The sequence below is a fragment of the Modestobacter sp. SYSU DS0904 genome (genome assembly GCF_054051115.1).
The window spans coordinates 142,008-163,598 of record NZ_JBJHAQ010000006.1 but is presented as its reverse complement, the minus strand read 5'-3'; the positions used below and the strand labels follow the sequence as shown (position 1 = coordinate 163,598).

Below are 21,591 nucleotides of genomic sequence, written 5' to 3'. Positions count from 1 at the left end.
GCGGGGGAGGGGCGGCGGGTGATCGAGCTCTCCGGGCTGACCAAGCGCTACCGGGCACGCACCGCGGTCGAGGACCTCACCGCCCGGGTCGAGCCCGGCCGGGTCACCGGTTTCCTGGGGCCCAACGGGTCGGGCAAGACCACGACGATGCGCTGCGTGCTCGGGCTCACCCGGCCCACCACGGGTGCGGCCACCGTGCTGGGCGTGCGGTACGCGGAGCTGGCCGAGCCGATGCGCAGCGTCGGAGCGCTGGTCGACCCGCGTGCCCGGCACCCGGGGCGGACGGCGTTCCGGCACCTGCTGGCCCTGGCGCAGAGCAACGCGCTGCCCCGGGCCCGGGTCGACGAGGTGGTCGAGCTCGTCGGGCTGGCCGACGTCGCCGACGAGCGGGTGCGCGGGGTTCTCCCTGGGCATGGGCCAGCGGCTGGGCATCGCCGTGGCCCTGCTGGGCGACCCCGAGGTGCTGATCCTCGACGAGCCGGTCAACGGGCTGGACCCCGACGGCATCCGCTGGGTCCGCGAACTGCTGCGCGACCTGGCCGCCGAGGGGCGCACGGTGCTGGTCTCCAGCCACCTGATGAGCGAGATGCAGGACACCGCCGACCACCTGCTGGTGATGGGCCGCGGCCGGCTGCTCGCCGACGTGCCGATGGCCGAGCTGCTCGGCGCCGACGCCGTCGTCCGGGTGCCCACGCCCCAGCGGGCGGTGCTCGCCGGCGCGCTGCAGCGGGCCGGCGCCCGGGTCTCGGCAGACCCCGACGGTGCGCTGGCGGTGCGCGGGCTGGCCCCCGAGCAGGTCGGCGACGTCGCCTTCGCCGTCGGCGTCCCGGTGCACGAGCTGGCCCGGACGACGACGTCGCTCGAGGCGGCGTACTACGCACTCACCGGGGCCGACGTCGAGTACCGGGCGGCCGGGCGGTGACCGGGCTGCTGCGCAGCGAGTGACCAAGCTCGCCTCGCTGCGCTCCACCTGGTGGGCGGCGGCGGTGTACGCGCTGCTCGCGGGCGGGTTCGGCTGGCTGGCGGCCGCGACGACGCCGTCCGCCGAGGTCGCGGGCGACGCCGTCGGGATCGCGCTGATCGGCTTCGGCTTCGCCCAGCTCGTGGTGGTGGTGCTGGGCGTGGTCGTCGGCGCGGGGGAGTTCAGCACCGGCATGGTGCTGGCCTCACTGGCCGCGGTGCCCCGCCGGGTGCGGTGGCTGGCCGGCAAGACCGCCGTCGTCGCCGGTGCCGTCGGGGCGCTGACCGCGGCGTCGGCGCTGATCTGCTGGCTGGCCGCCCGGACGCTGACCGGCGTGCCGGGCGGGGTGCCGCTGCCCGCCCCCGGGGTGGGCAGCGCGCTGGTGCTGCAGGTGGTGGGCGCGGCGCTGACCGCGGCGCTGGCGGTCGGGCTGGGCGCCGCGCTGCGGTCGACGGCCGGCGGGGTGGGGGCGGGCATCGGTCTCGTGTTCGGCCTGCCCCTGGTGCTCCCGCTGTTCGGCGACGTCGCCGCGTGGCTGGCGCGGGCGCTGCCGGTGCTGCGGGTCGGTGGGGTGCCGTTCCTCGTCGACGGGCCCGGCTGGCAGCTGGGCCTGGTCGTCACGGCCGCCTGGGCCGGCGGCGCATGGCTGCTGGCGGCGGTGCTGTTGGTCCGCCGCGACGTGTGAGATCGGGTGTGCGGTGCTCGCCAGCGGGTACTGCGCGCCCGGACCGCGGCGTGCCCCGCCCGGCCGTCAGGGCAGAGAAGGGACACCGTGGGCATCCGCGAGGAGGACGCACGGGAGGAGCTCGGCGAGACGCCGGGCCCCACCGAGGACGAACTGCAGCAGGCGTTCGACGCCATCGTCAGCGACGGCGCCCAGCGCCTGCACCGCACCTGGCGGGAGGTGGTCACCACCGGGTTCGCCGGCGGGCTGGAGGTGGCCACCGGCGTCCTGCTGCTGTTCGCCGTCTACGCCGAGACCGGCAGCCACCTGCTGGCCGGGCTGGCCTTCTCCGTCGGCTTCATCGCCCTGATGCTGGCCCGCAGCGAGCTGTTCACCGAGGGCTTCCTCGTCCCGGTGACCGCCGTGGCCGCGGGCCGGGCCAGTGTCGGGCAGCTGGGCAAGCTGTGGAGCGGCACCCTGCTGACCAACCTGCTCGGTGGGTGGATGTTCATGTGGCTGGTGGTCCGGGCCTTCCCCGACCTGCGGGCCACTGCGATCGAGAGCGCCGTCCACTTCGTCGACGCGCCGCTGGACCTGCAGTCGGCGTCGTTGGCGTTCCTGGCCGGCATCGCGATCACCCTGATGACCCGGATGCAGCACGGCACCGAGTCCGACCCGGCGAAGATCGTCGCGGCGGTGGCCGGCGGGTTCCTGCTGGCCGGGTTGCAGCTGTTCCACTCGATCCTGGACTCGCTGATCATCTTCGCCGCGCTGCACGCCGGGGCGCCGTTCGGCTACGGCGACTGGCTGGCCTGGTTCTGGTACACCACGCTGCTCAACATGGCCGGTGGCCTGTTCGTGGTCACCCTGCTCCGGCTGGTCCGCAGCAAGGACATGATCAAGGAGGAGCGGGCCGCGGCCGGCAGGTGAGGGGTCAGCCCCGCGCCGCTCGGCGCATCGCCGTCACGTAGCGGTCCAGCGCCAGGGACTGCACCCGGCTGCTGACCGGTGCGCCCAGGCGGGCGAGCGGGGTGGCCGGCCGGGAGAAGGCGCGCAGCTCGTAGTGCACCTCGCCGTCGGGCGACCGGGTGACGACGAAGCTCTCCTCACCGCTCTCCGGGTGGCCGGGCAGCGTGCCGTAGCCGAAACCGCGGCGGTCCGGCTCGTCGACCACCCACACGACGCGGCAGGGGATGTCCAGCCCCAGCCGGCGCAGCCCGGCGGTCATCAGGACGACGGTGCCCGGCGTGCTGGCCGGGCCGCTGGCCTGGATCCGCAGGCCGGCGCCGCGCTGGGCGGCCCAGCGGAACACCGCCGCGGCGGCGCGGTCGAACTCCAGCGGACCCGAGCCGATCCGGGCCCGGCGGTCCACGTGGTCGTAGCCGGCCGGCAGCTCGGCGTCCCGGGTGGCGCCCACCTCGGGGTAGGTGAACGGGGCGTCGGTCAGCTGGGCGAGCGTCGTGCGGCGCAGGATTCCCACCCGGCCAGTGTGCCCGGCGGCTCGGGGCGCGGGGGCGGTAGGTTGTGCGCACTGTGCTGCCCGCCGTCACCGCCACCCGCTACGTCACCCCGTTGCGCGAGGGTGGCTCGCTGCCCGGCCTGATGGAGGCCGACGACCTGGGCACCTACGTGGTCAAGTGGCGCGCGGCCGGGCAGGGCGTGAAGGTGCTCGCCGCCGAGGTGGTCTGCGGTGAGCTGGCCCGCCGGCTGTCGCTGCCGGTGCCGGCGCTGGCCACCGTCGACGTCGCCCCGGAGCTGGCGGTGGGCGAGCCGGACTTCGAGGTGCAGGAGCTGCTGCGGAACTCGGCCGGGGTGAACCTCGGCATGGACTACCTGCCCGGGGCGCTGGACTTCGAGGCCGGGGCGGCCCAGGTGACGCCGGAGCTCGCCGGGCGGGTGCTCTGGTTCGACGCGCTGATCGGCAACGTCGACCGGTCCTGGCGCAACCCGAACATGCTCTTCTGGCACGGCCGGCTGCACCTGATCGACCACGGCGCCTCGCTCACCTTCCACCACAACTGGGCCGGGGCCGCCGCCGCTGTCGCCCGCCCCTACGACGCCGTCCAGCACGCGCTGGTCGAGTGCGAGCCCGACGTGCCGGCCGCCGATGCGGCGCTGACCCCGCGGGTCACCCGGGAGCTGCTGACCGAGGTGCTCGCGCTGGTGCCCGACGCCTGGCTGGAGGGCCCCGGACCCGACGACGAACCCGCCGCGGTGCGCGCCCGCTACGTCGACCAGCTGCTGGCCCGCCTGGCCGCCCGCGACGCCTGGCTGCCCGGCCTGGTCGCCGTCGCCCGGGCCGGCGGGGCCGGACGGCGTTCGGCGCCCCGCGGGCAGAACCGGCCGTCCTGGCTCGGTCCGCCGCCGCCCGAGGGGGTGACGCAGCGGTGACCGGACGGGAGACGTTCGAGTACGCCGTGCTGCGGGTCGTGCCGCGCGTCGAGCGGGGGGAGTGCCTCAACGCCGGGGTGCTGGTCTACTGCCGGCAGCGGGACTACCTGGGCGCCCGGCTGCACCTGGACGTCGACCGGCTGCGCGCGCTCGACCCGACCGCCGACCCGGCTGCGGTCGGCGCCGCGCTGCAGGCGGCCGCCGACGTGTGCGCCGCCGAGCCCACCGTGGGGGCGGCCGGCCGGGAGGTGCTGGGGTCGCGGTTCCGCTGGCTCACCGCGCCGCGGAGCACCGTCGTCCAGCCGGGCCCGGTGCACACCGGGCTGACCACCGACCCGGACGCCGAGGCCGACCGCCTGCTCCGGCTGCTGGTGCTCCCCGTCGAGAGCTGACGACCGCGACCGGTCGGCCGGGGTCCCCCACGACGGTGTGTCGGCGCGTGTCGACGACCGCACCGGGACACTCGGCCGCCCTACGGTGACGCGATGGTCGCCACCGCCCGCGCCACCGCCCTCGTCGCCGCCCCCGGTGGCGCCCGATGGCGGGCCTCGGGCTGGGACTACCTGGTCATCGTCGGCTGGCTGGCCGTGCTCACCGTCCTCGGCCTCGGGGCGCGGTCGCTGCTCCCCGACCCCGGGCCGATCCCGCCGGTGGCCGCCGACGCGGTCGCGTTCGGCTTCTCCGTGCTGCCGGTGTGGGCCTACCTCACCGTCACCGAGGCCGGTCCCCGCCGCGGCACCTGGGGCAAGCGGCGGACCGGGCTCGCGGTGGTCGCCGGGGACGGTCGGCGGGCCGGTGGCGGCCGGATCGCCGTCCGCAACGCCGTCAAGCTGCTGCCCTGGCAGCTGGCACACGTGGCCGTGGCCCGGATCATCGCCGAGGTGGACGCGCCGGTCACCGTGGCGACCACGTACGCGCTGTCGCTGCTGATCCCGGCGGTCAGCATCGCGATCGCCTGGCGGGACCCGGCGCACCGCGCCCTGCACGACCTGGTCGGCGGCACCCGGGTGGTCCGCGGCTGAGCTCGCGGTCCTGTCGGAGCCCGCTGGTAGGCCGTGCGCATGGAGATCACCGCGGTGGGCGTCGCCGCCACCGACCTGCGCCGGGCCGTCGCCTTCTACGAGCTGCTCGGCTTCCGCTTCCCGCCGTCCGGCGACGACGAGGACCACGTGGAGGCCGAGCCGGGTGCCGGCGCCCGCCTCATGATCGACACGGTCGCGATGCTGACCGAGCTGCTGGGGGAGGCCCCCCGGCCGGGCACCGGCTCGGCGTTCGCGATCGGCTGCGCCGCGCCCGCCCAGGTCGACGAGGTGGTCGGTCGGGTGGCCGCGGCCGGGCACGCGGTGCTGGCCGCGCCGTGGGACGCCCCGTGGGGCCAGCGGTACGCCACCGTCGCCGACCCCGACGGGTACCGGGTCGACCTCTACGCGCCGCTGCCCGGCTGACGATCCCGGGCCAGCAGGGTGTCGACCTGCGCGGCGAGCTCCGGGTCGGTGTCGGTGAAGGGGGCCAGCGCCTCGTCGGTGCGGCGGGCGTACTCGACGTCCAGCTCCGTCACACCCCCGGCGGAGTGCGTCGTCAGGAAGACGCGCAGCGTGCGCCAGCGGACGTCGACGTCGGGGTGGTGGTCCAGCTCGTCGGCGACCACGGCCAGATCGGCCAGCACCTCGGCCGCGTCGGCGAAGTCGATCCCCTGCACCGTCCGCTCGATGCCGGTGGTGTCCCCGGACCACTCGGGCAGCTCGGCGAGAGCGGCGGAGAGCTGGTCGGGCGTCAGTGCGGTGCGTCGGGCCATGACCTGATTGTGAGGTGCTGGAACGGCCTCGTTCCAGGGGTCCGCGGCTCGCGGAGCGTGTCGTGGGGTGGAACGCGGTCCTCGTTCAGGCGTGCAGGCCGCACTCCACCTTGTTCTTGCCGGCCCAGCGGCCCGCGCGCGGGTCCTCGCCGGGGGCGACGGGGCGGGTGCACGGCGCGCAGCCGATGGAGGCGTAACCGATCTCCTGCAGCGGGTTCACCGGCACCTGGTGCTCGGCGATGTAGGCGTCGACGTGCTCCTGCGTCCAGGCCGCCAGCGGGTTGACCTTGACCATGCCGCGCTTGGCGTCCCAGTCGACGACCTTGGTGCCCCCCCGGGTGACCGCCTCGTCGCGGCGCACGCCCGAGCCCCAGGCGACGAAGCCGGCCAGCGCCTGCGCCAGTGGCTGCACCTTGCGCAGCGAGCAGCACAGGTCGGGGTCGCGCTCGTAGAGCTTCGGGCCGTGGGCGGCGTCCTGTTCGGCCACCGACTGCAGCGGCTGCACGTTGTGCAGCGTGATCGGCAGTACGCCGGTGATCCAGTCACGGGTGCCGATGGTCTCGGCGAAGTGGTAGCCGGTGTCGAGGAACACGACGTTCACCCCGGGGACGGCGCGGCTGGCCAGGTGCGCCAGCAGCCCGTCGGCCATGCTCGAGGTGATCGCGAACCCGTCGCCGAAGGTCTCCCCGGCCCAGGTGAGCACGGCGAGGGCCTGCTCGATCGGGTCGGCGATGCCCTCGAAGCGTGCGTCGGCCTCAGCGGCCAGCTCCGGTGTCGGCTGGACGACGGCGGTGGTCACGGTCGGTTCACCCCAGTTCCGGTCAGGTGCACGGTGAAGGTGCGCAGGCACGCGGTGCAGTGCCAGCCCTCACCCTCCGGGACGAGGTCCTCGTCGCCGCAGTACGGGCAGTGGAACACCGGCAGCTGACGAGTCCTTCCCGGCCGCGCCGGCTCGGTCGGCTCGGTCACCTCAGACCAGCCACTCTTCCTCTGCGCGCGAGACATAGGCGGCGAACCGCTCGTTCGGCTCGCGGCGCTCGAGGTAGCCGCGGAGGACCCGCTCGCAGTAGTCCGCGGTCTCCTCCTTGGTGATCTTGTGGCCGCGGAACTTGCGCCCGAAGGAGGCCTCGACCCCGAGGTGGCCGCCGAGGTGGACCTGGAAGCCCTCGACGCTCTCGCCCTCGGAGTTGCGGACGATCATCCCCTTGAAGCCGATGTCGGCGGTCTGGAAGCGGGCGCAGCTGTTCGGGCACCCGTTGACGTTGATCCCGATGGGCTCGTCGAACTCCGGCAGCCGTCGTTCGAGCTCGGCGTACAGCTCCTGGGCGTGCTGCTTGGTCTCGACGATCGCCAGCTTGCAGAACTCCAGGCCGGTGCAGGCCATGGTGCCGCGGCGGAAGGCGCTGGGGCGCACCAGCAGGTCGTGCTCGGCCAGCGCGGACACCAGGTCCTCGACCCGCTCGTCGGGGACGTCGAGGATGACCAGCTTCTGCTGGGTGGTCGTCCGGATCCGCCCGCCCTGGGTGCCGTACTCCTCGGCGAGGTCGGCGATCCGGGTGAGCAGCGTGCCGCTGACCCGGCCGGTGCGCAGTGCGAAGCCCAGCGCGTTGCCGCCGTCCTTCTGCTTGCTGACCCCGACGTGGTCGCGCTGGTCGTGCTTCGCCGGCGCCGGGGCCGGGCCGTCGGGCAGCTGCTCGTGCAGGTACTCGTCCTGCAGCACCTGGCGGAACTTCTCCGGGCCCCAGTCGGCCATCAGGAACTTGATCCGGGCGTGGTTGCGCGACCGGCGGTAGCCGTAGTCCCGGAAGATCGAGGTGCACCCGGCCCAGACGTCGGTCACCTGGTCGGGGCGGACGAAGACGCCGATCCGCTTGGCGAACATCGGGTTGGTCGACAGTCCGCCGCCGACCCACAGGTCGTAGCCGGCCTCGCCGGCCTCGTTCACCACGCCGACGAAAGAGACGTCGTCGATCTCCGGCTCGGTGCAGTGGTCGACGCAGCCGGACATCGACGTCTTCCACTTGCGCGGCAGGTTGCTGAACGCCGGGTCGCCCAGGTACTTCGCCACGGTCTCGGCCAGCACCTCGGAGGCGTCCAGGACCTCGTCCTCGAGCACGCCGGCCAGCGGGCAGTTCAGCATGACGCGGGGGACGTCGCCGCAGGCCTCGGTGGTGGAGAGCCCGATCGACTCCAGCCGCCGCCAGATCTCCGGGACGTCCTCGATCCGGATCCAGTGCAGCTGCACGTTCTGCCGGTCGGTGACGTCGGCGACGTCCCGGCCGAACTCGGTGCTGATGCCGCCGATGACGCGGAGCTGCTCGGTGCTCAGCTGCCCGCCGTCGATGCGCACCCGCATCATGAAGTACTCGTCCTCGAGCTCCTCGGGCTCCAGCACGGCGGTCTTGCCGCCGGGGATTCCCTGCGCCCGCTGGGTGTAGAGCCCCATCCAGCGCATCCGGCCGCGCAGGTCGCCGGGGTCGATGCCGCCGAAGCCGGTGTGCGCGTAGATGTCCAGGATCCGCTGGCGGACGTCCAGCCCGTCGGAGTCCTTCTTCATCCGCTCGTTCGGGTTCAGCGGCTCGCGGTAGCCCAGCGCCCACTGCCCCTGTCCGCGGACGGGGCGGTTGCTGCTGCGGGTGGGGGTCGACACGTCAGTCGTTCTCCTCTGCGCCGGCACGGGAGCGTGCGCGACGCGGCCGGGTGTGGGTGCAGCAGGCAGGCTGCGGGGGAGCGGGGCCGGGGTCAGCGCGCGGCGCGACACGCGGCGCTGGAGACCCGCGCCAGGTCGACGTGCAGGCGCGCCACGAGCAGGGCGCCGCAGTCCGTCACAGCTCGATGGTGCCACACCGACCCGCCGGCGGCGCTCAGTCGGCCGCGGGGACGCCGAAGGAGCGCCAGGCGCCCTCCAGTTCGATGAGCTCGGCGACCTGCGGCGGCATGGTGCCGGCGACCACGTCGGCCAGGGTCACGTTCTCCAGGACGCGGCGGTAGGCCTCCCGGGCGGCGACCCACACGTTGGCCAGCGGGGCGGCGGGCCCCGGGTACTCGACGTCCTCCGGTCGCTGGCCGTGCACCTCCGCGAGGAAGCCCTGCTCGACCCGCATGACCCGGGCGATGGAGACCTCCGACGGCGGTAGGGCCAGGCGGTAGCCGCCCTCCCGGCCGCGCTGGCTGGTGACCAGCCGGGCGTGCTGCAGGTCGCCGAGGATCGCCTGCAGGAAGCGGGCGGGTATCCCCTGGGCCTGGGCGATCCGGTCCGACGTCAGCGACTCCGGCGCCACCGAGGCCAGCTCGACGGCGGCCCGCACCGCGTAGTCGACCCGGGCTGAGATGCGCACGGCGCCCATACTGCCGTGTCTGGTTGGCTGACCCGCGTGTTCCAGCTGAGGTTCACCACGTTGGTGGAGGCGCCGCTCACCGTGGCGTTCGACGTGGCGCGGTCCCTCGGCCGGCCGTGGTCGCGGCCGTTGCGGGAGGTCGTCTCCGACCGGCCGTGGTCCGACGTCTACGAGGCGGAGCCCGGCCGCGGCCTGCGCCGGCTGGTGCACACCCGGCACTTCTCGGCCACCGGCGCCGGCACCCTGGTCGAGGAGCAGGTCGACTGGGAGAGCACCCTGCCCGGCGCCCTCGGGGGGCTGGTCGACCAGACACTGCTGCGCAGCCGGGTCGTGCGCGCGATGCAGGCACATCTGGACGCCTACGCCGCCGCGGCCGCGGAGCGCGCCCTGGAGGTGACCCAGGTGGTCGGCGCGGCCCTGGTCGACGACCGCCGGCGGGTGCTCGTCGCGCAGCGCGGTTCGGGGCTGCTGGCCGGGCTGTGGGAGTTCCCCGGGGGCAAGGTCGAGCCGGGGGAGCCCGACCTGGACGCGCTGGTGCGCGAGTGCCGCGAGGAGCTCGGCGTCCTGGTCGCCCCGCAGTCGTTCCTGGGTGAGGTGCCGCTGGACGGCGTCGTCGCCGGCGGCGCGCCGGGGGCGTCGACGCTGCGGGTGTGGTGGGGCCGGGTGACCGGCGGCGAACTGGTCGCCCACGAGCACACCGAGCTGCGCTGGGTGGCCGGCGACGAGCTCGAGGAGCTCGACTGGATCCCGGCCGACCGCCCGCTCCTCCCGGCCGTGCAGGCGCTGCTCGCCCGCCTCTAGCGGTACCGGCCTCGTCGGCGGGCGGTGGCGTCCCGTCCGCCCGCGCCGCCCGCGCCGCGCCGCCCGCGCCGCGCCGTCCGCCCGCGCGCCCCGGGGAGACGGTCCCCGCGGGCCGATCGTGGGGTGTCACGCCCCGTGGAAGACCCGCTGACGCGACGTGGGAACGGTCTCTCCGGGTGTGTCCCGGCGCACACGGAAGATCGTCCGTTCCGGCGCGCCCGGGTGCGGAAATACGAGGGTCGGTGACCGGGTCGTTCCGCCGATGCTTCTGCCGCTGCCCTGCGATCCTGAGCACAGGTCACAAGTTGATGACGGCCGTGGACGGCCTCTTCGGGGCTGCTTACTGTCCTTCCCGTCCGCTCTGCACGACCGGGTGTCTGCCAGATGCGTACGAACTCGTCACCGACCGGCCATCTCGCCGTCACCGGCAGGTCCCGGCACCCGACCGCCGCCCGTGCCCGTCGCGGGTCGAGGAGGAAATCGAACGTGAAGTTGAGCAAGCGCAGCGCGATGCTCATCGCTGCCGGGGTCACCGGCTCGATGGTGCTGTCCGCGTGCGGCGGCGGCAGTGAGAGCGGCGAGGGCGGCGGCGACGCCTCGGGCGGTCGCGTCGTCTACGGCGAGTCCACCGACTTCCCGGAGAACCTCTACCGGTACATCTCCGCCGGCAACGCGACCTCGGTGCAGACGATCATGGGCCGGGTCCTGCCCGCGCCGTTCAACGTCGACGCCGACTTCAACGTCGAGTGGGACGAGAACCTGCTCACCGAGGAGCCGACGCTCGACCAGAGCAGCGGCCAGCAGGTGAACGTCTACACCATCCGCGACGAGGCGGTCTGGAGCGACGGCACCCCGATCACCGCCGACGACTTCGCCTTCACCTGGGAGGCCAACCGCAGCGCGGACCCGGCCGACGGCGGCTGCGAGACCGTGCTGTCGACCAACGGCTTCGCCAACATCGAGTCCGTCGAGGGCTCCGACGAGGGCAAGACCGTCACCGTCACCTACGCCGAGCCGTACGCGGACTGGCAGTCGGTCTTCGGTGACGGGCTCCTCCCGGCCCACCTGATGGACAGCGAGGACGACGCCGAGCGCTGCGCCACCACCAGCGAGGGCTGGCCGATCTCCGAGGGGCTGCCCGAGGACGTCTCCGGTGGCCCGTGGCAGGTCAAGGCCAGCAACATCGACGTGGGCAACCAGGTCGTCGTGCTGACCCCCAACCCGGAGTGGTGGGGCGACGGCCCGGAGCTGGACCAGCTGGTCATCCAGAACATCGGCAACGACCCGACGACCGCCGTGCAGGGTCTGCAGAACCAGGAGCTCGGGGTCATCTACCCGCAGCCGCAGCTGGACCTGGTCAACCAGGTCGAGAACCTCGAGCCGAACGTGACCAGCGAGATCACCTTCGGTCTGTCGTTCGAGCACGTGGACTTCAACACCTCCGACGTCCACCTGGCCGACCCGAACGTCCGCAAGGCGTTCGCCATGGCGCTGGACCGCGAGGAGATCGTGGCCCAGACCGTCGGGCAGTTCTCCTCCGACGCCCAGGTGCTGAACAACCGGCTGTACGTGAACAACCAGCCGCAGTACCAGGACAACGCGCCCGAGGAGTACAAGGGCGCCAACCCGGAGCAGGCTCGCCAGCTCCTCGAGCAGTCGGGCTACACCGAGGGTCCGGACGGCATCTACACCCACCCGGAGCGCGGGCGGCTGGAGATCCAGATCGACACCACGACGAACAACCCGCTGCGGCAGACCACGATCGAGGTCATGATCCCGCAGCTGGAGGAGGCCGGCATCGCCGGCACCTTCAACGCGAACCCGGACATCTTCGCCGACGTCGACAAGCCCACCAGCCTCGTCGCCGGTGGTTTCCAGGCCGCGCTGTTCGCCTGGGTCTCGACGCCGTTCGTCGCGTCCAACCAGTCGATCTACTACTCGCCGGCCAACGGTCTGGGCCAGAACTACTCCCGGACCGGCACCGAGGAGATCGACCAGCTGCTGGCGCAGATGGTGTCCGAGCCCGACCCGGAGGCCGCCGCCGAGCTGGCCAACCAGGTCGACCAGGCGCTGTGGGAGCAGATGGCGACCCTGCCGCTGTTCCAGAAGCCGACCTTCATCGCTCACCAGTCCAACATCGAGAACGTGGAGGACAACTCGAGCCAGGCCGGTCCGCTCTGGAACTCCGAGCAGTGGGCCCTGGCCCAGTGATCGCCGGCCGGCGCCCCTGACCTCAGTGGCGCCGGCCACCCCGGCCGGCACCGTCGGCCACCCCCGCACGACCCGCAGCCCCCGGTGGAACGACCGGGGGCTGCGGTGTGCCCGGAGCCTGTGTGACGTCGGCATGACGGCGCGGTTCCCGGGTGGTTGCCCTGGACGGCGTCGCGCCGGAAAGGTGTCCGACCGCAGACCGTCCGAGCGTCCGTCCTGCCTACCGGAGGACGTCCGCTCCCGGCGTAAGGTGCACTGATGTTCTTCTTCGTGGTGCGACGGTTGATCGCATCCGTGCTGGTCCTGCTGGCCAGCTCGCTCCTCGTCTTCGCGCTCTGCGCGGCGAGCTTCGACCCGCTGGCGCGGTTCCGGCAGATCCAGCCGCCGCCCACGCAGGAGTACCTGGACAACGTCGCCGAGTCCCTCGGGCTGAACGACCCGTTCTTCGTGCGCTACTGGAGCTGGCTGTCCGGGGTGCTCAGCGGCGACTTCGGCGAGACGATCAACGGCACCCCGGTCGGGCCGCAGCTGCTCACCCGGATCGGGGTCACCGGCCGGATGCTCATCCTGGCCATGGTCATCGCGGTGCTGCTGGCGATCGTGGTCGGCGTCATCGGCGCCGTCCGGCAGTACAAGCCCTCGGACTACACCTTCACCTTCCTGGCCTACCTGCTCATCGCGCTGCCCACCTTCTGGTTCGCCGCGCTGCTGAAGGAGTACGTGGCCGGCGGGGTCAACGACCTGTTCGGCCGTCAGGTGCTGTACACGATCGGCGAGGAGACACCGGGCCTGCGGCTCTACGCGACCAGCGGGGAGATCTGGGCCGACCGGCTCGGCCACCTGGTGCTGCCGACGGTCAGCCTGGCGCTGCTGTCCTTCGCCGCCTGGAGCCGCTTCCAGCGATCGGCGATGCTCGACGTGCTGGGCAGCGACTACATGCGGCTGGCCCGGGCCAAGGGGCTCACCTACCGCCGCACGGTGGTCAAGCACGGGCTGCGGAACGCGCTGATCCCGCTCACCACCGTGGTCGCTCTCGGCGTCGGCACCCTGCTGGGCGGGGCGGTCATCACCGAGCAGGTCTTCGTCTGGAACGGCATGGGCCGCTTCCTGCTGGAGAACGGCATCCGTGCGAACGACCTCAACGTGGTGCTCGGCTGGCTGCTGGTCAGCGCGTTCTTCGTCGTCGTGTTCAACCTGATCGCCGACATCCTCTACGCGGTGCTCGACCCGCGGATCCGGCTCAGCTGACCGCGCCGCGGCACGAGAGAGAGAAGAACGAGATGGCCACAACCCAGGCCACCACCGCCACCGCGGGGAGTGCGCTGCCGGCCGAGCCGGGCACGCCGACCGGCGGCGGGGTCGACGGCGAGTTCGGGGTCAAGGCGCGCAGCCAGCGACAGCAGATCGCCCGCCGGTTCCTGCGCAACAAGGTCGGGATGACCGGGCTGGTCATCTTCCTGGTGATGCTGGTCTTCGGCTTCCTCGGTCCCTTCGTCCAGGGCGTCGACTACGCGAGCCAGAACGTCAACGCGCAGTCGGTGCCTCCCGGTACCGCCGGCTATGCCCTCGGCAGCGACGAGATCGGCCGTGACCTGCTCGCCGGGCTGATGCAGGGCGTGCAGCGGTCGATGTTCATCGTGCTGCTCTTCGTCGCGATCGCCCTGCCGATCGGCCTGCTGGTCGGCGCGCTGGCCGGCTACTTCGGCCAGTGGGTCGACAGCCTGCTCATGCGCTTCGTCGACCTGATCCTCACCGTGCCGCTGCTGGTGGTGCTGATCGTCGTCGCCAGCAACTTCCCCGGCTCCCGCACGCCGCTGGGGGTCGGCATCATCCTGGGCCTGTTCGGCTGGCTGGACCTGGCCCGGATCGTGCGCAGCCAGTTCCTCTCGCTCCGCGAGAAGGAGTACGTCGAGGCCGCGCACGCGATGGGCGCCTCGAGCAAGCGGATCATCTTCAAGCACCTGATCCCCAACGCGCTGGGCTCGCTGATCGTCTGGACGACGCTGGCCGCGGCCACCGCGATCATCCTCGAGGCGTCGCTGACCTACCTGGGCTTCGGGGTGAACGGGGCCAACCAGACGTCGCTGGGCCGGCTGGTCTCCGACGGGGTCCAGGCCGCCTCCACCCGGCCGTGGCTCTTCTACTTCCCGGGCATCACGCTGCTGCTGATCGTGCTGTCGATCAACCTGATCGGCGACGGCATCCGCGACGCCTTCGACCCGAGCAACCGCCGCGTGCGGGCCTGACAGTCCTGATGACGGAGCGCTCCTTGTCTACTTCTCCTGGCTACACGCCGGTGGGGTCCACCCCCGCCGGCGCGACCTCGCTGGGCAGCCTCAACGACCACCGCGCCTCAGACGCCGGCGCCGGCATCGACCCCTCCGCCCCGCTGCTGGAGGTCGTCGACCTCAACGTCCGGTTCCCCACCGAGGACGGCCTGGTGCACGCCGTCCGCGGCGTCGACTACACGCTGCGCTCCGGTGAGGTGCTCGGCATCGTCGGCGAGTCCGGCTCGGGCAAGTCGGTCACGTCGCTGGCGGTGATGGGCCTGCTGCCTGCCTCCGCCCGGGTGACCGGCTCGGTCAGGTACCGCGGCCAGGAGCTGCTCGGGCAGAACGACCGCAGCATGTCGCGCGTCCGCGGCAAGGGCGTGTCGATGATCTTCCAGGACCCGATGACGTCGCTGGACCCGGTCTACAAGGTCGGCGCGCAGATCGAGGAGACGCTGCGCATCCACGACAAGTCGCTGTCGTCGAAGGCCGCCGAATCACGCGCCGTCGACCTGCTGGAGCTCGTCGGCATCCCCAACGCCCGCGACCGGGTGCGGTCCTACCCGCACGAGTTCTCCGGCGGCATGCGGCAGCGCGTGGTCATCGCCATCGCGATGGCCAACCAGCCCGAGGTGATCATCGCCGACGAGCCGACGACGGCCCTCGACGTCACCGTGCAGGCGCAGATCCTCGAGGTGCTGCAGACGGCGCTGCAGGAGACCGGCGCCGCGATGGTGATGATCACCCACGACCTCGGCGTCGTCGCCGGGATCGCCGACCGGGTGCTGGTCATGTACGCCGGCCGGCCGGTCGAGATCGGCGGCGTCGAGGAGATCTACTACGAGCCGCGGATGCCCTACACCCTCGGGCTGCTCGGCTCGCTGCCCCGGCTGGACGCCAGCACCCGTGAACGGCTGACCCCGATCGTCGGCTCCCCGCCGTCCCTGGTGAGCATGCCGCCGGGCTGCCCGTTCGCGCCGCGCTGCCCGCTGCACATCGCGGAGTGCGACGAGGCCGAGCCGCCGCTGCTGCAGGTCTCACCGGGCCACGACGCCGCCTGCATCCGCACCGAGCAGGTCGCCGCGGCGCACGGCCGCGCCGCGGAGGTCTTCGACCGGTCGTCGGAGGACACCGTCCTGACCGGCGGGCCCGCGACGGCCGACGCCGCGACCCCCGACGGCGCGGGCGGTGCCGGCGACCGGGGCACCCCGCCCGGCGACCAGACCGAACCCGGCGCCCCGCGCGCGGGCAGCGACACCGGCAGCGTGGTCAGCGACCGCGGTGGCAACGACGGAGGACGGGCATGAGCGCCCCCACGACCGAGCGACCCGACGGGGGCGCGGCCACCCGCGAACCGATCCTGAAGGTCCGCGGGCTGGAGAAGCACTTCCCGATCAAGGGCGGCGGGCTGATCAAGCGCACCGTCGGGGCGGTCCGCGCCGTCGACGGCATCGACCTGGACCTGTACCCGGGCGAGGTGCTCGGCCTGGTCGGCGAGTCCGGGTGCGGGAAGTCGACCACCGGGCGGGCCATCCTCAACCTCCAGCCGGCCACCGCTGGCTCGGTGGTGTTCCAGGGCCGGGAGCTCGTCGGCCTGGACCGCGCGGCGATGCGGCCGCTGCGCCGGGACATCCAGCTGGTGTTCCAGGACCCGTACGCGTCGCTGAACCCGCGGCTGCCGGTCTTCGACATCGTCGCCGAGCCGCTGATCATCCACGGACTCACCAAGGACGACACCGAGCTTCGCGCCCGGGTGCGCGAGCTGGTCGAGACCGTCGGGCTCAACCCCGAGCACACCAACCGGTACCCGGCGGAGTTCTCCGGCGGGCAGCGGCAGCGCATCGGCATCGCCCGGGCGCTGGCGCTGCAGCCGAAGGTGCTCGTGCTCGACGAGCCGGTCTCCGCGCTCGACGTCTCCATCCAGGCCGGTGTGATCAACCTGCTCGAGGACCTCAAGAACGAGATGGGCCTCAGCTACCTGTTCATCGCCCACGACCTGTCGGTGGTGCGGCACATCTCCGACCGGGTCGCGGTCATGTACCTGGGCCGGATCATCGAGGTCGCCGACCAGGAGGACCTGTTCACCCGTCCGGCGCACCCGTACACCCAGGCGCTGCTCTCGGCGATCCCGCTGCCCGACCCGCGCCGCGAGCGGCAACGCCAGCGGATCATCATCACCGGCGACGTCCCCAGCCCGGCGAACCCGCCCTCGGGCTGCCGCTTCCGCACCCGCTGCTGGAAGTTCGCCAACGTCCTCACCGACGCCCAGCGGCAGCAGTGCATCGACGTCGACCCGCCGCTCGAGGAGCGGGGCACCGGCCACCTCAACGCCTGCCACTACGCCGAGGTCAAGTCGGTGCTGTGACACTGCGATCCTCCCGGATCGCACCGCGGCCAGGTGCCCTGCCGCACATGCGCTGAGCCGTTGCGTCGGGGCAAGGCGGGAGTCCTCCGGCCCCGCGCCTTGCCCCGACAGCTCGCTCCGCTCGCGTCGTCTCCTCCGCGGCGCGCCTCTTGCCTGGGGTGCGTACCCGGACGTCGCGCCTGCCCGGGAAGATGTCCGGGTGACCGCTGATCGTCGCCTGCTGCTCGTGCACGCCCACCCCGACGACGAGACGATCAACAACGGCGCCACCATGGCTGCCTGCGTCGCCGCGGGGATCCAGGTCACCCTGCTCACCTGCACCCTCGGTGAGGAGGGCGAGGTGCTGGTGCCCGAGCTCGCCCAGCTCGCCGCCGACCAGGCCGACCAGCTCGGCGGGTACCGGATCGGCGAGCTGGCCGCCGCGATGAGCGCCCTGGGGGTCACCGACTGGCGCTTCCTCGGCGGTGCGGGCCGGTACCGCGACTCCGGGATGATGGGCACCCCCGCCAACGACGCGCCGCGGGCCTTCTGGCGGGCCGACCTCGCCGAGGCCGTCGACGCCGCCGTCGCCGTCGTCCGGGAGGTCCGCCCGCAGGTGCTGGTCACCTACGACGAGTTCGGCGGCTACGGCCACCCCGACCACATCCAGGCCCACCGGGTGGCGATGGCGGCCGTCGACGCCGCCGCCGACCCCACCCACCGGCCCGACCTCGGCCCGGCGTGGACGGTGGCGAAGGTCTACTGGAACGCGATGCCCCGCTCGGTGGTGCAGCAGGGGATCGAGGCGATGGCCGCGCTGGGGGAGGCCTCGCCCTTCGAGTCGCTGGGCGACCTCGACGAGGTGCCGTTCGTGGTCCCGGACGACGTCGTCACCACCGTGGTCGACGCATCCACGTACGCCGCCCGCAAGGACGCCGCGATGCGCGCGCACCGCACCCAGATGACCGTCGACGGCCCGTTCTTCGCGCTGTCGAACAACCTGGGGCAACAGGTGCTGGCCACCGAGCACTACCGGCTGGTCCGCGGCGTCCGCGGCCCGGCCGGCTCCGGCCCGCAGGGCTGGGAGGACGACCTGTTCGCCGGGCTCCCCGGATGAGCGCGCTGCGGCTGCTGGGCTGGGCGGTCGTCGCCGTCGCCGTCTCCGGCTGGCTCGCGCTCGTGGAGGTCTTCTGGCTGCCCTGGCGGCCGGGCGGCATCCCGGTGCCGATCTCGATCGTGGCCGCCGTCGTCGGCAACGTGCTGCTGGGCCGGGCGGCCCTCGAGCTGTCCGGCTCGCGGCTGGTGGGCGTGCTGCCGGCGCTGGCGTGGCTGGTGGTCGTGCTGGCCGCATCGAACCCCCGCCCGGAGGGCGACCTGCTGCTGCCCGGCGGCGACGCGGTCACCACCGCGGTCAACCTGGCGTTCCTGCTGTTCGGCGTCATCTCCGCCGCCTTCGCCGTGGGGCAGGCCCTGGGGAGCCCGCCCCGGCCGGCGCTCAGCCCGGGAGCCGCCGGTAGGCGTACCGGTGGTGCTCGATGAAGCCCGCCCGGCGGTAGAGCGCCCGCGCCGCGGTGTTGCTGGTGGTCACCTGGAGGTACACCGAGTGGGCGCCGCGCTCCGCGGCCCAGCGCTGCAGCGCGCCCATCACCGCGGTCGCCAGCCCCTGCCGCCGGTGCGCCTCGGCCACTGTCACCGCGCTGACGCCCAGCCACCCGTCGACGAGGGCCCCGCGGCCCACCGCGGCCAGCGGGGCGGGCTCGGGCTCCAGCCGCACCGAGGCGAACGCCACCTGCTCGGCGTTGACCAGCACCTCCCGCGCGGTCGGCGGCAGGGCGCGCCCGCGGTGCCGGTAGCCGGCCAGCCACGCGTCGTCGGGGGTGGGGGAGAGGTCGACCACCACGTCCGGGGCCGGCGGGGTGGTCAGCGGGGCGGTGAGCACGTGCACGTCCTCGTCGCGGGACCAGCCGGCGGCGGCGAACGCCGCGTCGGCGGCCCGCGCCTGCACCCCGGGCAGCTGCGCGCACGGCGCGAGGCCCCGCTCGGCGTACCAGCGGCCGACGGCGTCGACCGCCTCCGGCAGCGGCATGCCCGGGTCGCCGACGACCAGCGCGGAGTTGGCGCGGCCGGTGAAGCCGCCGCCGGCCCGCAGCAGCCAGTCGCCCAGCGGCTGCTCCTCCAGGGCCCGCCAGCCCCGGGCGGCGACCCGCTCCAGGTCGACGACGCCGAGGGGTGCGCGTCTCTGTCCCATGCCGGAGATCCTGCGTGGTGGCCCCCGCGGGCGCGTCGCCGGGTCACCCGCCGGAGGGCGGGTCGACCACCCGTCGCGCTGCCGCCGGGGGTGTCGGGTGATACTTGAAGGCGTACCGCTGCGCCCCTGGTCAGTCCTGGGGTCGCCGCCCCCGCACGTCCCGGAGGAGACCCGTGACCTACGTCATCACCCAGGCCTGTGTTGATGTCCTCGACAAGGCGTGCATCGACGAGTGTCCGGTGGACTGCATCTACGAGGGCGAGCGGATGCTCTACATCCACCCCGACGAGTGCGTCGACTGCGGTGCCTGCGAGCCCGTCTGCCCGGTGGAGGCCATCTACTACGAGGACGACGTCCCGGACAAGTGGAAGGACTTCTACAACGCCAACGTGGAGTTCTTCTCCGACCTGGGCAGCCCCGGCGGCGCGGCCAAGACCGGCAAGATCCCCAAGGACCACCCGCTGGTCGCCGCCCTGCCCCCGCAGGGCGAGGGTTCCTGAGCACCACCGGGCCCGCCGGCCGGCCACAGCTGCCGGACTTCCCGTGGGACTCGCTGGCCGCGGCCCGCGCCCGCGCCGCTGAGCACGCCGGGGGCGTCGTCGACCTGTCCATCGGGACGCCGGTCGACGACACCCCCGCCGTGCTCACCCAGGCGCTGGCCGCGGCCGGGAACGCACCCGGCTACCCGACCGCGCTGGGCACGGCCGAGCTGCGGCGTGCGGCCGCCGGCTGGCTCGCCCGCCGGCTCGGCGTGGAGCTGGCCGACCCGCTGGGCACCGACCCGTCGGTGATCCCCACCGTCGGGTCCAAGGAACTGGTGGCGCTGCTGCCCACCATGCTCGGGCTGCACGCCGGCACGGTGCTGGTCCCCGAGGTCGCCTACCCGACCTACGAGGTGGGTGGCGTGGTCGCCGGGCTGGACGTCGTCCGGACCGACACCCCGCCGGCCGCCGGTGACGCCGCGTCCGGGTCGGTGGTGCTGGTCTGGCTGAACTCACCGGGCAACCCGCACGGCCGGGTGCTCGGCGACGACGAGCTGCGCGCCTGGATCGCCTGGGGACGCGAGCACGGCGTGCCGGTGGTGGCCGACGAGTGCTACATCGAGCTGGGCTGGGACGTCGCCCCGCGGTCGGTGCTGCACCCGGCGGTCGCCGGTGCCGACCACACCGGGCTGCTGGCGGTGCACTCGCTGTCGAAGCAGTCGACGGCCGCGGGCTACCGGGGCGGGCTGCTCTCCGGTGACCCGGCGCTGGTCCGCCGGGTGTGGGAGGTCCGCCGTCACCTCGGCCTGCTGGTGCCCGCGCCGGTGCAGGCGGCGATGGCCGCCGCGCTCGCCGACGACGCGCACGTCGCGGTCCAGCGGGAGCGCTACCGGTCGCGCCGGGAGCGGCTGGTGGCCGCGGTCCGGGCCGCCGGTGCGCGGATCGACCACTCCGAGGCCGGCCTCTACCTGTGGGTCACCCGCGACGAGGACTGCTGGACGACGATCGACTGGCTGGCCGGTCTGGGCATCGTCGCCGCGCCCGGCTCCTTCTACGGGCCGGCCGGCGCCCTGCACGTGCGGATGGCGCTCACCGCCAGCGACGAGCGCATCGACGCCGCCGTGCAGCGGCTGACCCGCTAGCTCAGCCCGCCGCGGCCCGGTGGGCGGCGGGGCTCCGCCCGGTGGACCGCTTCACCGCGGTGCTCAGCGCGAACGGCGTCGCGTAGCCGACCCGGCGGGCGATCGCGGCCAGCGTGAGGTCGGGGTCGCGCAGCAGGTCCGTGGCCAGCGCGATCCGCCAGCCGGTCAGGTAGGCCATCGGTGGCTCGCCGACCAGCGTGGTGAACCGGCGCGCGAGGGTGGCCCGGGCCACCCCGACCGTCGTGGCCAGCGAGTCGACCGTCCACGGCCGGGCCGGCTCGTCGTGCAGCAGGGTCAGCGCCGGGCCGACCACCGGGTCGGCGTGCGCCGAGTACCAGCCGGGCGCCTGGGCGCCGGGCCGGTCGAACCAGGCGCGCAGCGCGGAGACCAGCGTGACGTCCAGGAGCCGGTCCAGCACCGCGGTCTGCCCCGGTGCCTCCCGGGCCAGCTCGTCGGCCAGCAGCCCGACCAGTGCGCCGGTGCCCGCGTCCCGGGGGACGACGGCGAGCTCCGGCAGCGCCCGCACCAGCCGCCGGCCCACCTCCCCGGGATCGGGGTAGGTGCCGGTCAGCAGGACGGTCTCGCCGGCGGCGTCGTTGCCCCAGGTGCGCACCCCGAGCACGGCCATCCCCCCGCCGCTGCCGGGCACCGGCGAGCACTCCTGACCGGGGCCGACGACGACCTGGGCGCGGGTGCCCGGGTCGTCGGCGATCGTGTACGGCCGCGGCCCGCGCAGCAGGACGACGTCACCGGCGTCGACCCGGGTGGCCCCGCCGTCGGCGTCGAGCACCCAGGCCGACCCGGCCAGCACCGCCAGCGCGGTCAACGGTGCCTCGTCGGCGACCTGCAGCGCCCAGGGCGCCCGCAGCACCGAGCGCAGCAGGAAGGCCTCCTGCGCGCGCGGCGCGGTCAGCAGCGCGGAGACGGCGTCCATGCCCGGGACC

25 protein-coding genes and 1 pseudogene are annotated in these 21,591 nt (G+C 73.8%); 18 read left to right on the top strand and 8 right to left on the bottom strand.

The features are described from left to right. Positions 1-18: 18 nt before the first annotated feature. From ACI79U_RS06475 to ACI79U_RS06460, 4 genes and pseudogenes are all read left to right on the top strand, one after another. A pseudogene (locus tag ACI79U_RS06475) lies at positions 19-427 on the top strand (ATP-binding cassette domain-containing protein); the annotation flags it as partial. Further along, positions 413-922 carry an AAA family ATPase gene (locus tag ACI79U_RS06470; protein WP_457066261.1) on the top strand — a complete coding sequence of 170 codons (510 nt, stop codon included), beginning with the start codon at positions 413-415 and terminating at the stop codon, positions 920-922. The pseudogene ACI79U_RS06475 and the gene ACI79U_RS06470, both read left to right, overlap by 15 nt. Positions 923-941: 19 nt before the next feature. Beyond that, a complete protein-coding gene (locus tag ACI79U_RS06465; protein ID WP_457065924.1) occupies positions 942-1,646 on the top strand; it encodes a hypothetical protein in 705 nt (234 codons plus the stop codon). Positions 1,647-1,733: 87 nt separating this feature from the next. Then, positions 1,734-2,555: a formate/nitrite transporter family protein gene (locus tag ACI79U_RS06460; RefSeq protein WP_457065926.1), complete on the top strand. Its 822-nt coding sequence runs from the start codon at positions 1,734-1,736 to the stop codon at positions 2,553-2,555. Positions 2,556-2,559: 4 nt separating this feature from the next. On the opposite strand, the gene ACI79U_RS06455 is transcribed toward ACI79U_RS06460, so the two are convergent. Beyond that, a complete protein-coding gene (locus tag ACI79U_RS06455) occupies positions 2,560-3,105 on the bottom strand; it encodes a DUF1990 family protein (protein WP_457065928.1) in 546 nt (181 codons plus the stop codon). 53 nt (positions 3,106-3,158) lie between these two features. Between ACI79U_RS06455 and ACI79U_RS06450 the strand changes: the two genes are divergently transcribed. The 4 genes from ACI79U_RS06450 to ACI79U_RS06435 all read left to right on the top strand — a co-directional run bounded on the left by ACI79U_RS06450 (position 3,159) and on the right by ACI79U_RS06435 (position 5,461). Continuing rightward, positions 3,159-4,016, top strand: a complete 858-nt coding sequence (locus ACI79U_RS06450; RefSeq protein WP_457065930.1) for a HipA family kinase — start codon at positions 3,159-3,161, stop codon at positions 4,014-4,016. Continuing rightward, positions 4,013-4,408, top strand: a complete 396-nt coding sequence (locus ACI79U_RS06445) for a DUF3037 domain-containing protein (protein ID WP_457065932.1) — start codon at positions 4,013-4,015, stop codon at positions 4,406-4,408. Before ACI79U_RS06450 ends, ACI79U_RS06445 begins: the two co-directional genes overlap by 4 nt. Positions 4,409-4,501: 93 nt before the next feature. Beyond that, positions 4,502-5,038 carry an RDD family protein gene (locus ACI79U_RS06440; RefSeq protein ID WP_457065934.1) on the top strand — a complete coding sequence of 179 codons (537 nt, stop codon included), beginning with the start codon at positions 4,502-4,504 and terminating at the stop codon, positions 5,036-5,038. 39 nt (positions 5,039-5,077) lie between these two features. After that, complete coding sequence (locus ACI79U_RS06435; protein WP_457065936.1) at positions 5,078-5,461, top strand: VOC family protein; 384 nt, start codon at positions 5,078-5,080, stop codon at positions 5,459-5,461. On the opposite strand, the gene ACI79U_RS06430 is transcribed toward ACI79U_RS06435, so the two are convergent. From ACI79U_RS06430 to ACI79U_RS06410, 5 genes are all read right to left on the bottom strand, one after another. Then, entirely contained in the window at positions 5,440-5,811 is a 372-nt protein-coding gene (locus tag ACI79U_RS06430; protein WP_457065938.1) for a 4a-hydroxytetrahydrobiopterin dehydratase, read from the bottom strand. The genes ACI79U_RS06435 and ACI79U_RS06430 overlap by 22 nt on opposite strands. 85 nt (positions 5,812-5,896) lie before the next feature. Next, entirely contained in the window at positions 5,897-6,610 is a 714-nt protein-coding gene (locus ACI79U_RS06425; RefSeq protein ID WP_457065940.1) for a phosphoadenylyl-sulfate reductase, read from the bottom strand. Next, complete coding sequence (locus ACI79U_RS06420) at positions 6,607-6,780, bottom strand: hypothetical protein (RefSeq protein WP_457065942.1); 174 nt, start codon at positions 6,778-6,780, stop codon at positions 6,607-6,609. Before ACI79U_RS06420 ends, ACI79U_RS06425 begins: the two co-directional genes overlap by 4 nt. A 1-nt stretch (position 6,781) precedes the next feature. Further along, positions 6,782-8,461, bottom strand: a complete 1,680-nt coding sequence (locus tag ACI79U_RS06415) for a nitrite/sulfite reductase (RefSeq protein ID WP_457065944.1) — start codon at positions 8,459-8,461, stop codon at positions 6,782-6,784. A gap of 214 nt (positions 8,462-8,675) precedes the next feature. Further along, entirely contained in the window at positions 8,676-9,158 is a 483-nt protein-coding gene (locus ACI79U_RS06410; RefSeq protein WP_457065946.1) for an RrF2 family transcriptional regulator, read from the bottom strand. Positions 9,159-9,185: 27 nt separating this feature from the next. Here ACI79U_RS06410 and ACI79U_RS06405 point away from each other — a divergent pair, with 27 nt between their 5' ends. From ACI79U_RS06405 to ACI79U_RS06370, 8 genes are all read left to right on the top strand, one after another. Then, positions 9,186-9,950, top strand: coding sequence for an NUDIX domain-containing protein (locus ACI79U_RS06405; RefSeq protein ID WP_457065948.1), 765 nt, complete (start codon positions 9,186-9,188; stop codon positions 9,948-9,950). A gap of 486 nt (positions 9,951-10,436) precedes the next feature. Further along, positions 10,437-12,161: an ABC transporter family substrate-binding protein gene (locus ACI79U_RS06400; protein ID WP_457065950.1), complete on the top strand. Its 1,725-nt coding sequence runs from the start codon at positions 10,437-10,439 to the stop codon at positions 12,159-12,161. A gap of 258 nt (positions 12,162-12,419) precedes the next feature. After that, entirely contained in the window at positions 12,420-13,409 is a 990-nt protein-coding gene (locus tag ACI79U_RS06395) for an ABC transporter permease (RefSeq protein ID WP_457065952.1), read from the top strand. Positions 13,410-13,441: 32 nt separating this feature from the next. Then, positions 13,442-14,407 carry an ABC transporter permease gene (locus ACI79U_RS06390; RefSeq protein ID WP_457065954.1) on the top strand — a complete coding sequence of 322 codons (966 nt, stop codon included), beginning with the start codon at positions 13,442-13,444 and terminating at the stop codon, positions 14,405-14,407. Between the two features lie 8 nt (positions 14,408-14,415). Continuing rightward, complete coding sequence (locus ACI79U_RS06385) at positions 14,416-15,738, top strand: ABC transporter ATP-binding protein (protein ID WP_457065956.1); 1,323 nt, start codon at positions 14,416-14,418, stop codon at positions 15,736-15,738. Continuing rightward, on the top strand, positions 15,735-16,796 hold the full coding sequence (locus ACI79U_RS06380) for an ABC transporter ATP-binding protein (protein WP_457065958.1): 1,062 nt from the start codon (positions 15,735-15,737) through the stop codon (positions 16,794-16,796). The genes ACI79U_RS06385 and ACI79U_RS06380 overlap by 4 nt, the downstream gene beginning before the upstream one ends. A 199-nt stretch (positions 16,797-16,995) precedes the next feature. After that, a complete protein-coding gene (gene mshB / locus ACI79U_RS06375) occupies positions 16,996-17,892 on the top strand; it encodes an N-acetyl-1-D-myo-inositol-2-amino-2-deoxy-alpha-D-glucopyranoside deacetylase (RefSeq protein ID WP_457065960.1) in 897 nt (298 codons plus the stop codon). Further along, entirely contained in the window at positions 17,889-18,314 is a 426-nt protein-coding gene (locus ACI79U_RS06370) for a hypothetical protein (protein WP_457065962.1), read from the top strand. Before mshB ends, ACI79U_RS06370 begins: the two co-directional genes overlap by 4 nt. Here ACI79U_RS06370 and ACI79U_RS06365 read toward each other — a convergent pair. Then, positions 18,271-19,023, bottom strand: a complete 753-nt coding sequence (locus ACI79U_RS06365; protein WP_457065964.1) for a GNAT family N-acetyltransferase — start codon at positions 19,021-19,023, stop codon at positions 18,271-18,273. The two genes, ACI79U_RS06370 and ACI79U_RS06365, sit on opposite strands and share 44 nt — an antisense overlap. A gap of 173 nt (positions 19,024-19,196) precedes the next feature. On the opposite strand from ACI79U_RS06365, the gene fdxA reads away from it, so the two are divergent. Both fdxA and dapC read left to right on the top strand, forming a co-directional pair. Then, positions 19,197-19,523, top strand: coding sequence for a ferredoxin (fdxA, locus tag ACI79U_RS06360; RefSeq protein WP_457065966.1), 327 nt, complete (start codon positions 19,197-19,199; stop codon positions 19,521-19,523). After that, positions 19,520-20,647, top strand: coding sequence for a succinyldiaminopimelate transaminase (dapC, locus tag ACI79U_RS06355; RefSeq protein WP_457072618.1), 1,128 nt, complete (start codon positions 19,520-19,522; stop codon positions 20,645-20,647). Before fdxA ends, dapC begins: the two co-directional genes overlap by 4 nt. Before the next feature lies 1 nt (position 20,648). Here the strand turns inward: dapC and ACI79U_RS06350 are convergent, their stop codons facing one another. Continuing rightward, a complete protein-coding gene (locus tag ACI79U_RS06350) occupies positions 20,649-21,581 on the bottom strand; it encodes a cupin domain-containing protein (protein WP_457065968.1) in 933 nt (310 codons plus the stop codon). Positions 21,582-21,591 lie beyond the last annotated feature (10 nt).

Excerpts from the sequence above, each read along its gene's own strand:
- ACI79U_RS06470 (WP_457066261.1), top strand. The coding sequence starts at position 413 with ATGGGCCAGCGGCTGGGCATCGCCGTGGCCCTGCTGGGCGACCCCGAG.
- ACI79U_RS06440 (WP_457065934.1), top strand. The coding sequence starts at position 4,502 with ATGGTCGCCACCGCCCGCGCCACCGCCCTCGTCGCCGCCCCCGGTGGC.
- ACI79U_RS06435 (WP_457065936.1), top strand. The coding sequence starts at position 5,078 with ATGGAGATCACCGCGGTGGGCGTCGCCGCCACCGACCTGCGCCGGGCC.
- ACI79U_RS06430 (WP_457065938.1), bottom strand. The coding sequence starts at position 5,811 with ATGGCCCGACGCACCGCACTGACGCCCGACCAGCTCTCCGCCGCTCTC.
- ACI79U_RS06410 (WP_457065946.1), bottom strand. The coding sequence starts at position 9,158 with ATGGGCGCCGTGCGCATCTCAGCCCGGGTCGACTACGCGGTGCGGGCC.
- ACI79U_RS06395 (WP_457065952.1), top strand. The coding sequence starts at position 12,420 with ATGTTCTTCTTCGTGGTGCGACGGTTGATCGCATCCGTGCTGGTCCTG.
- ACI79U_RS06390 (WP_457065954.1), top strand. The coding sequence starts at position 13,442 with ATGGCCACAACCCAGGCCACCACCGCCACCGCGGGGAGTGCGCTGCCG.
- ACI79U_RS06385 (WP_457065956.1), top strand. The coding sequence starts at position 14,416 with ATGACGGAGCGCTCCTTGTCTACTTCTCCTGGCTACACGCCGGTGGGG.
- ACI79U_RS06380 (WP_457065958.1), top strand. The coding sequence starts at position 15,735 with ATGAGCGCCCCCACGACCGAGCGACCCGACGGGGGCGCGGCCACCCGC.
- ACI79U_RS06370 (WP_457065962.1), top strand. The coding sequence starts at position 17,889 with ATGAGCGCGCTGCGGCTGCTGGGCTGGGCGGTCGTCGCCGTCGCCGTC.
- ACI79U_RS06365 (WP_457065964.1), bottom strand. The coding sequence starts at position 19,023 with ATGGGACAGAGACGCGCACCCCTCGGCGTCGTCGACCTGGAGCGGGTC.
- ACI79U_RS06350 (WP_457065968.1), bottom strand. The coding sequence starts at position 21,581 with ATGGACGCCGTCTCCGCGCTGCTGACCGCGCCGCGCGCGCAGGAGGCC.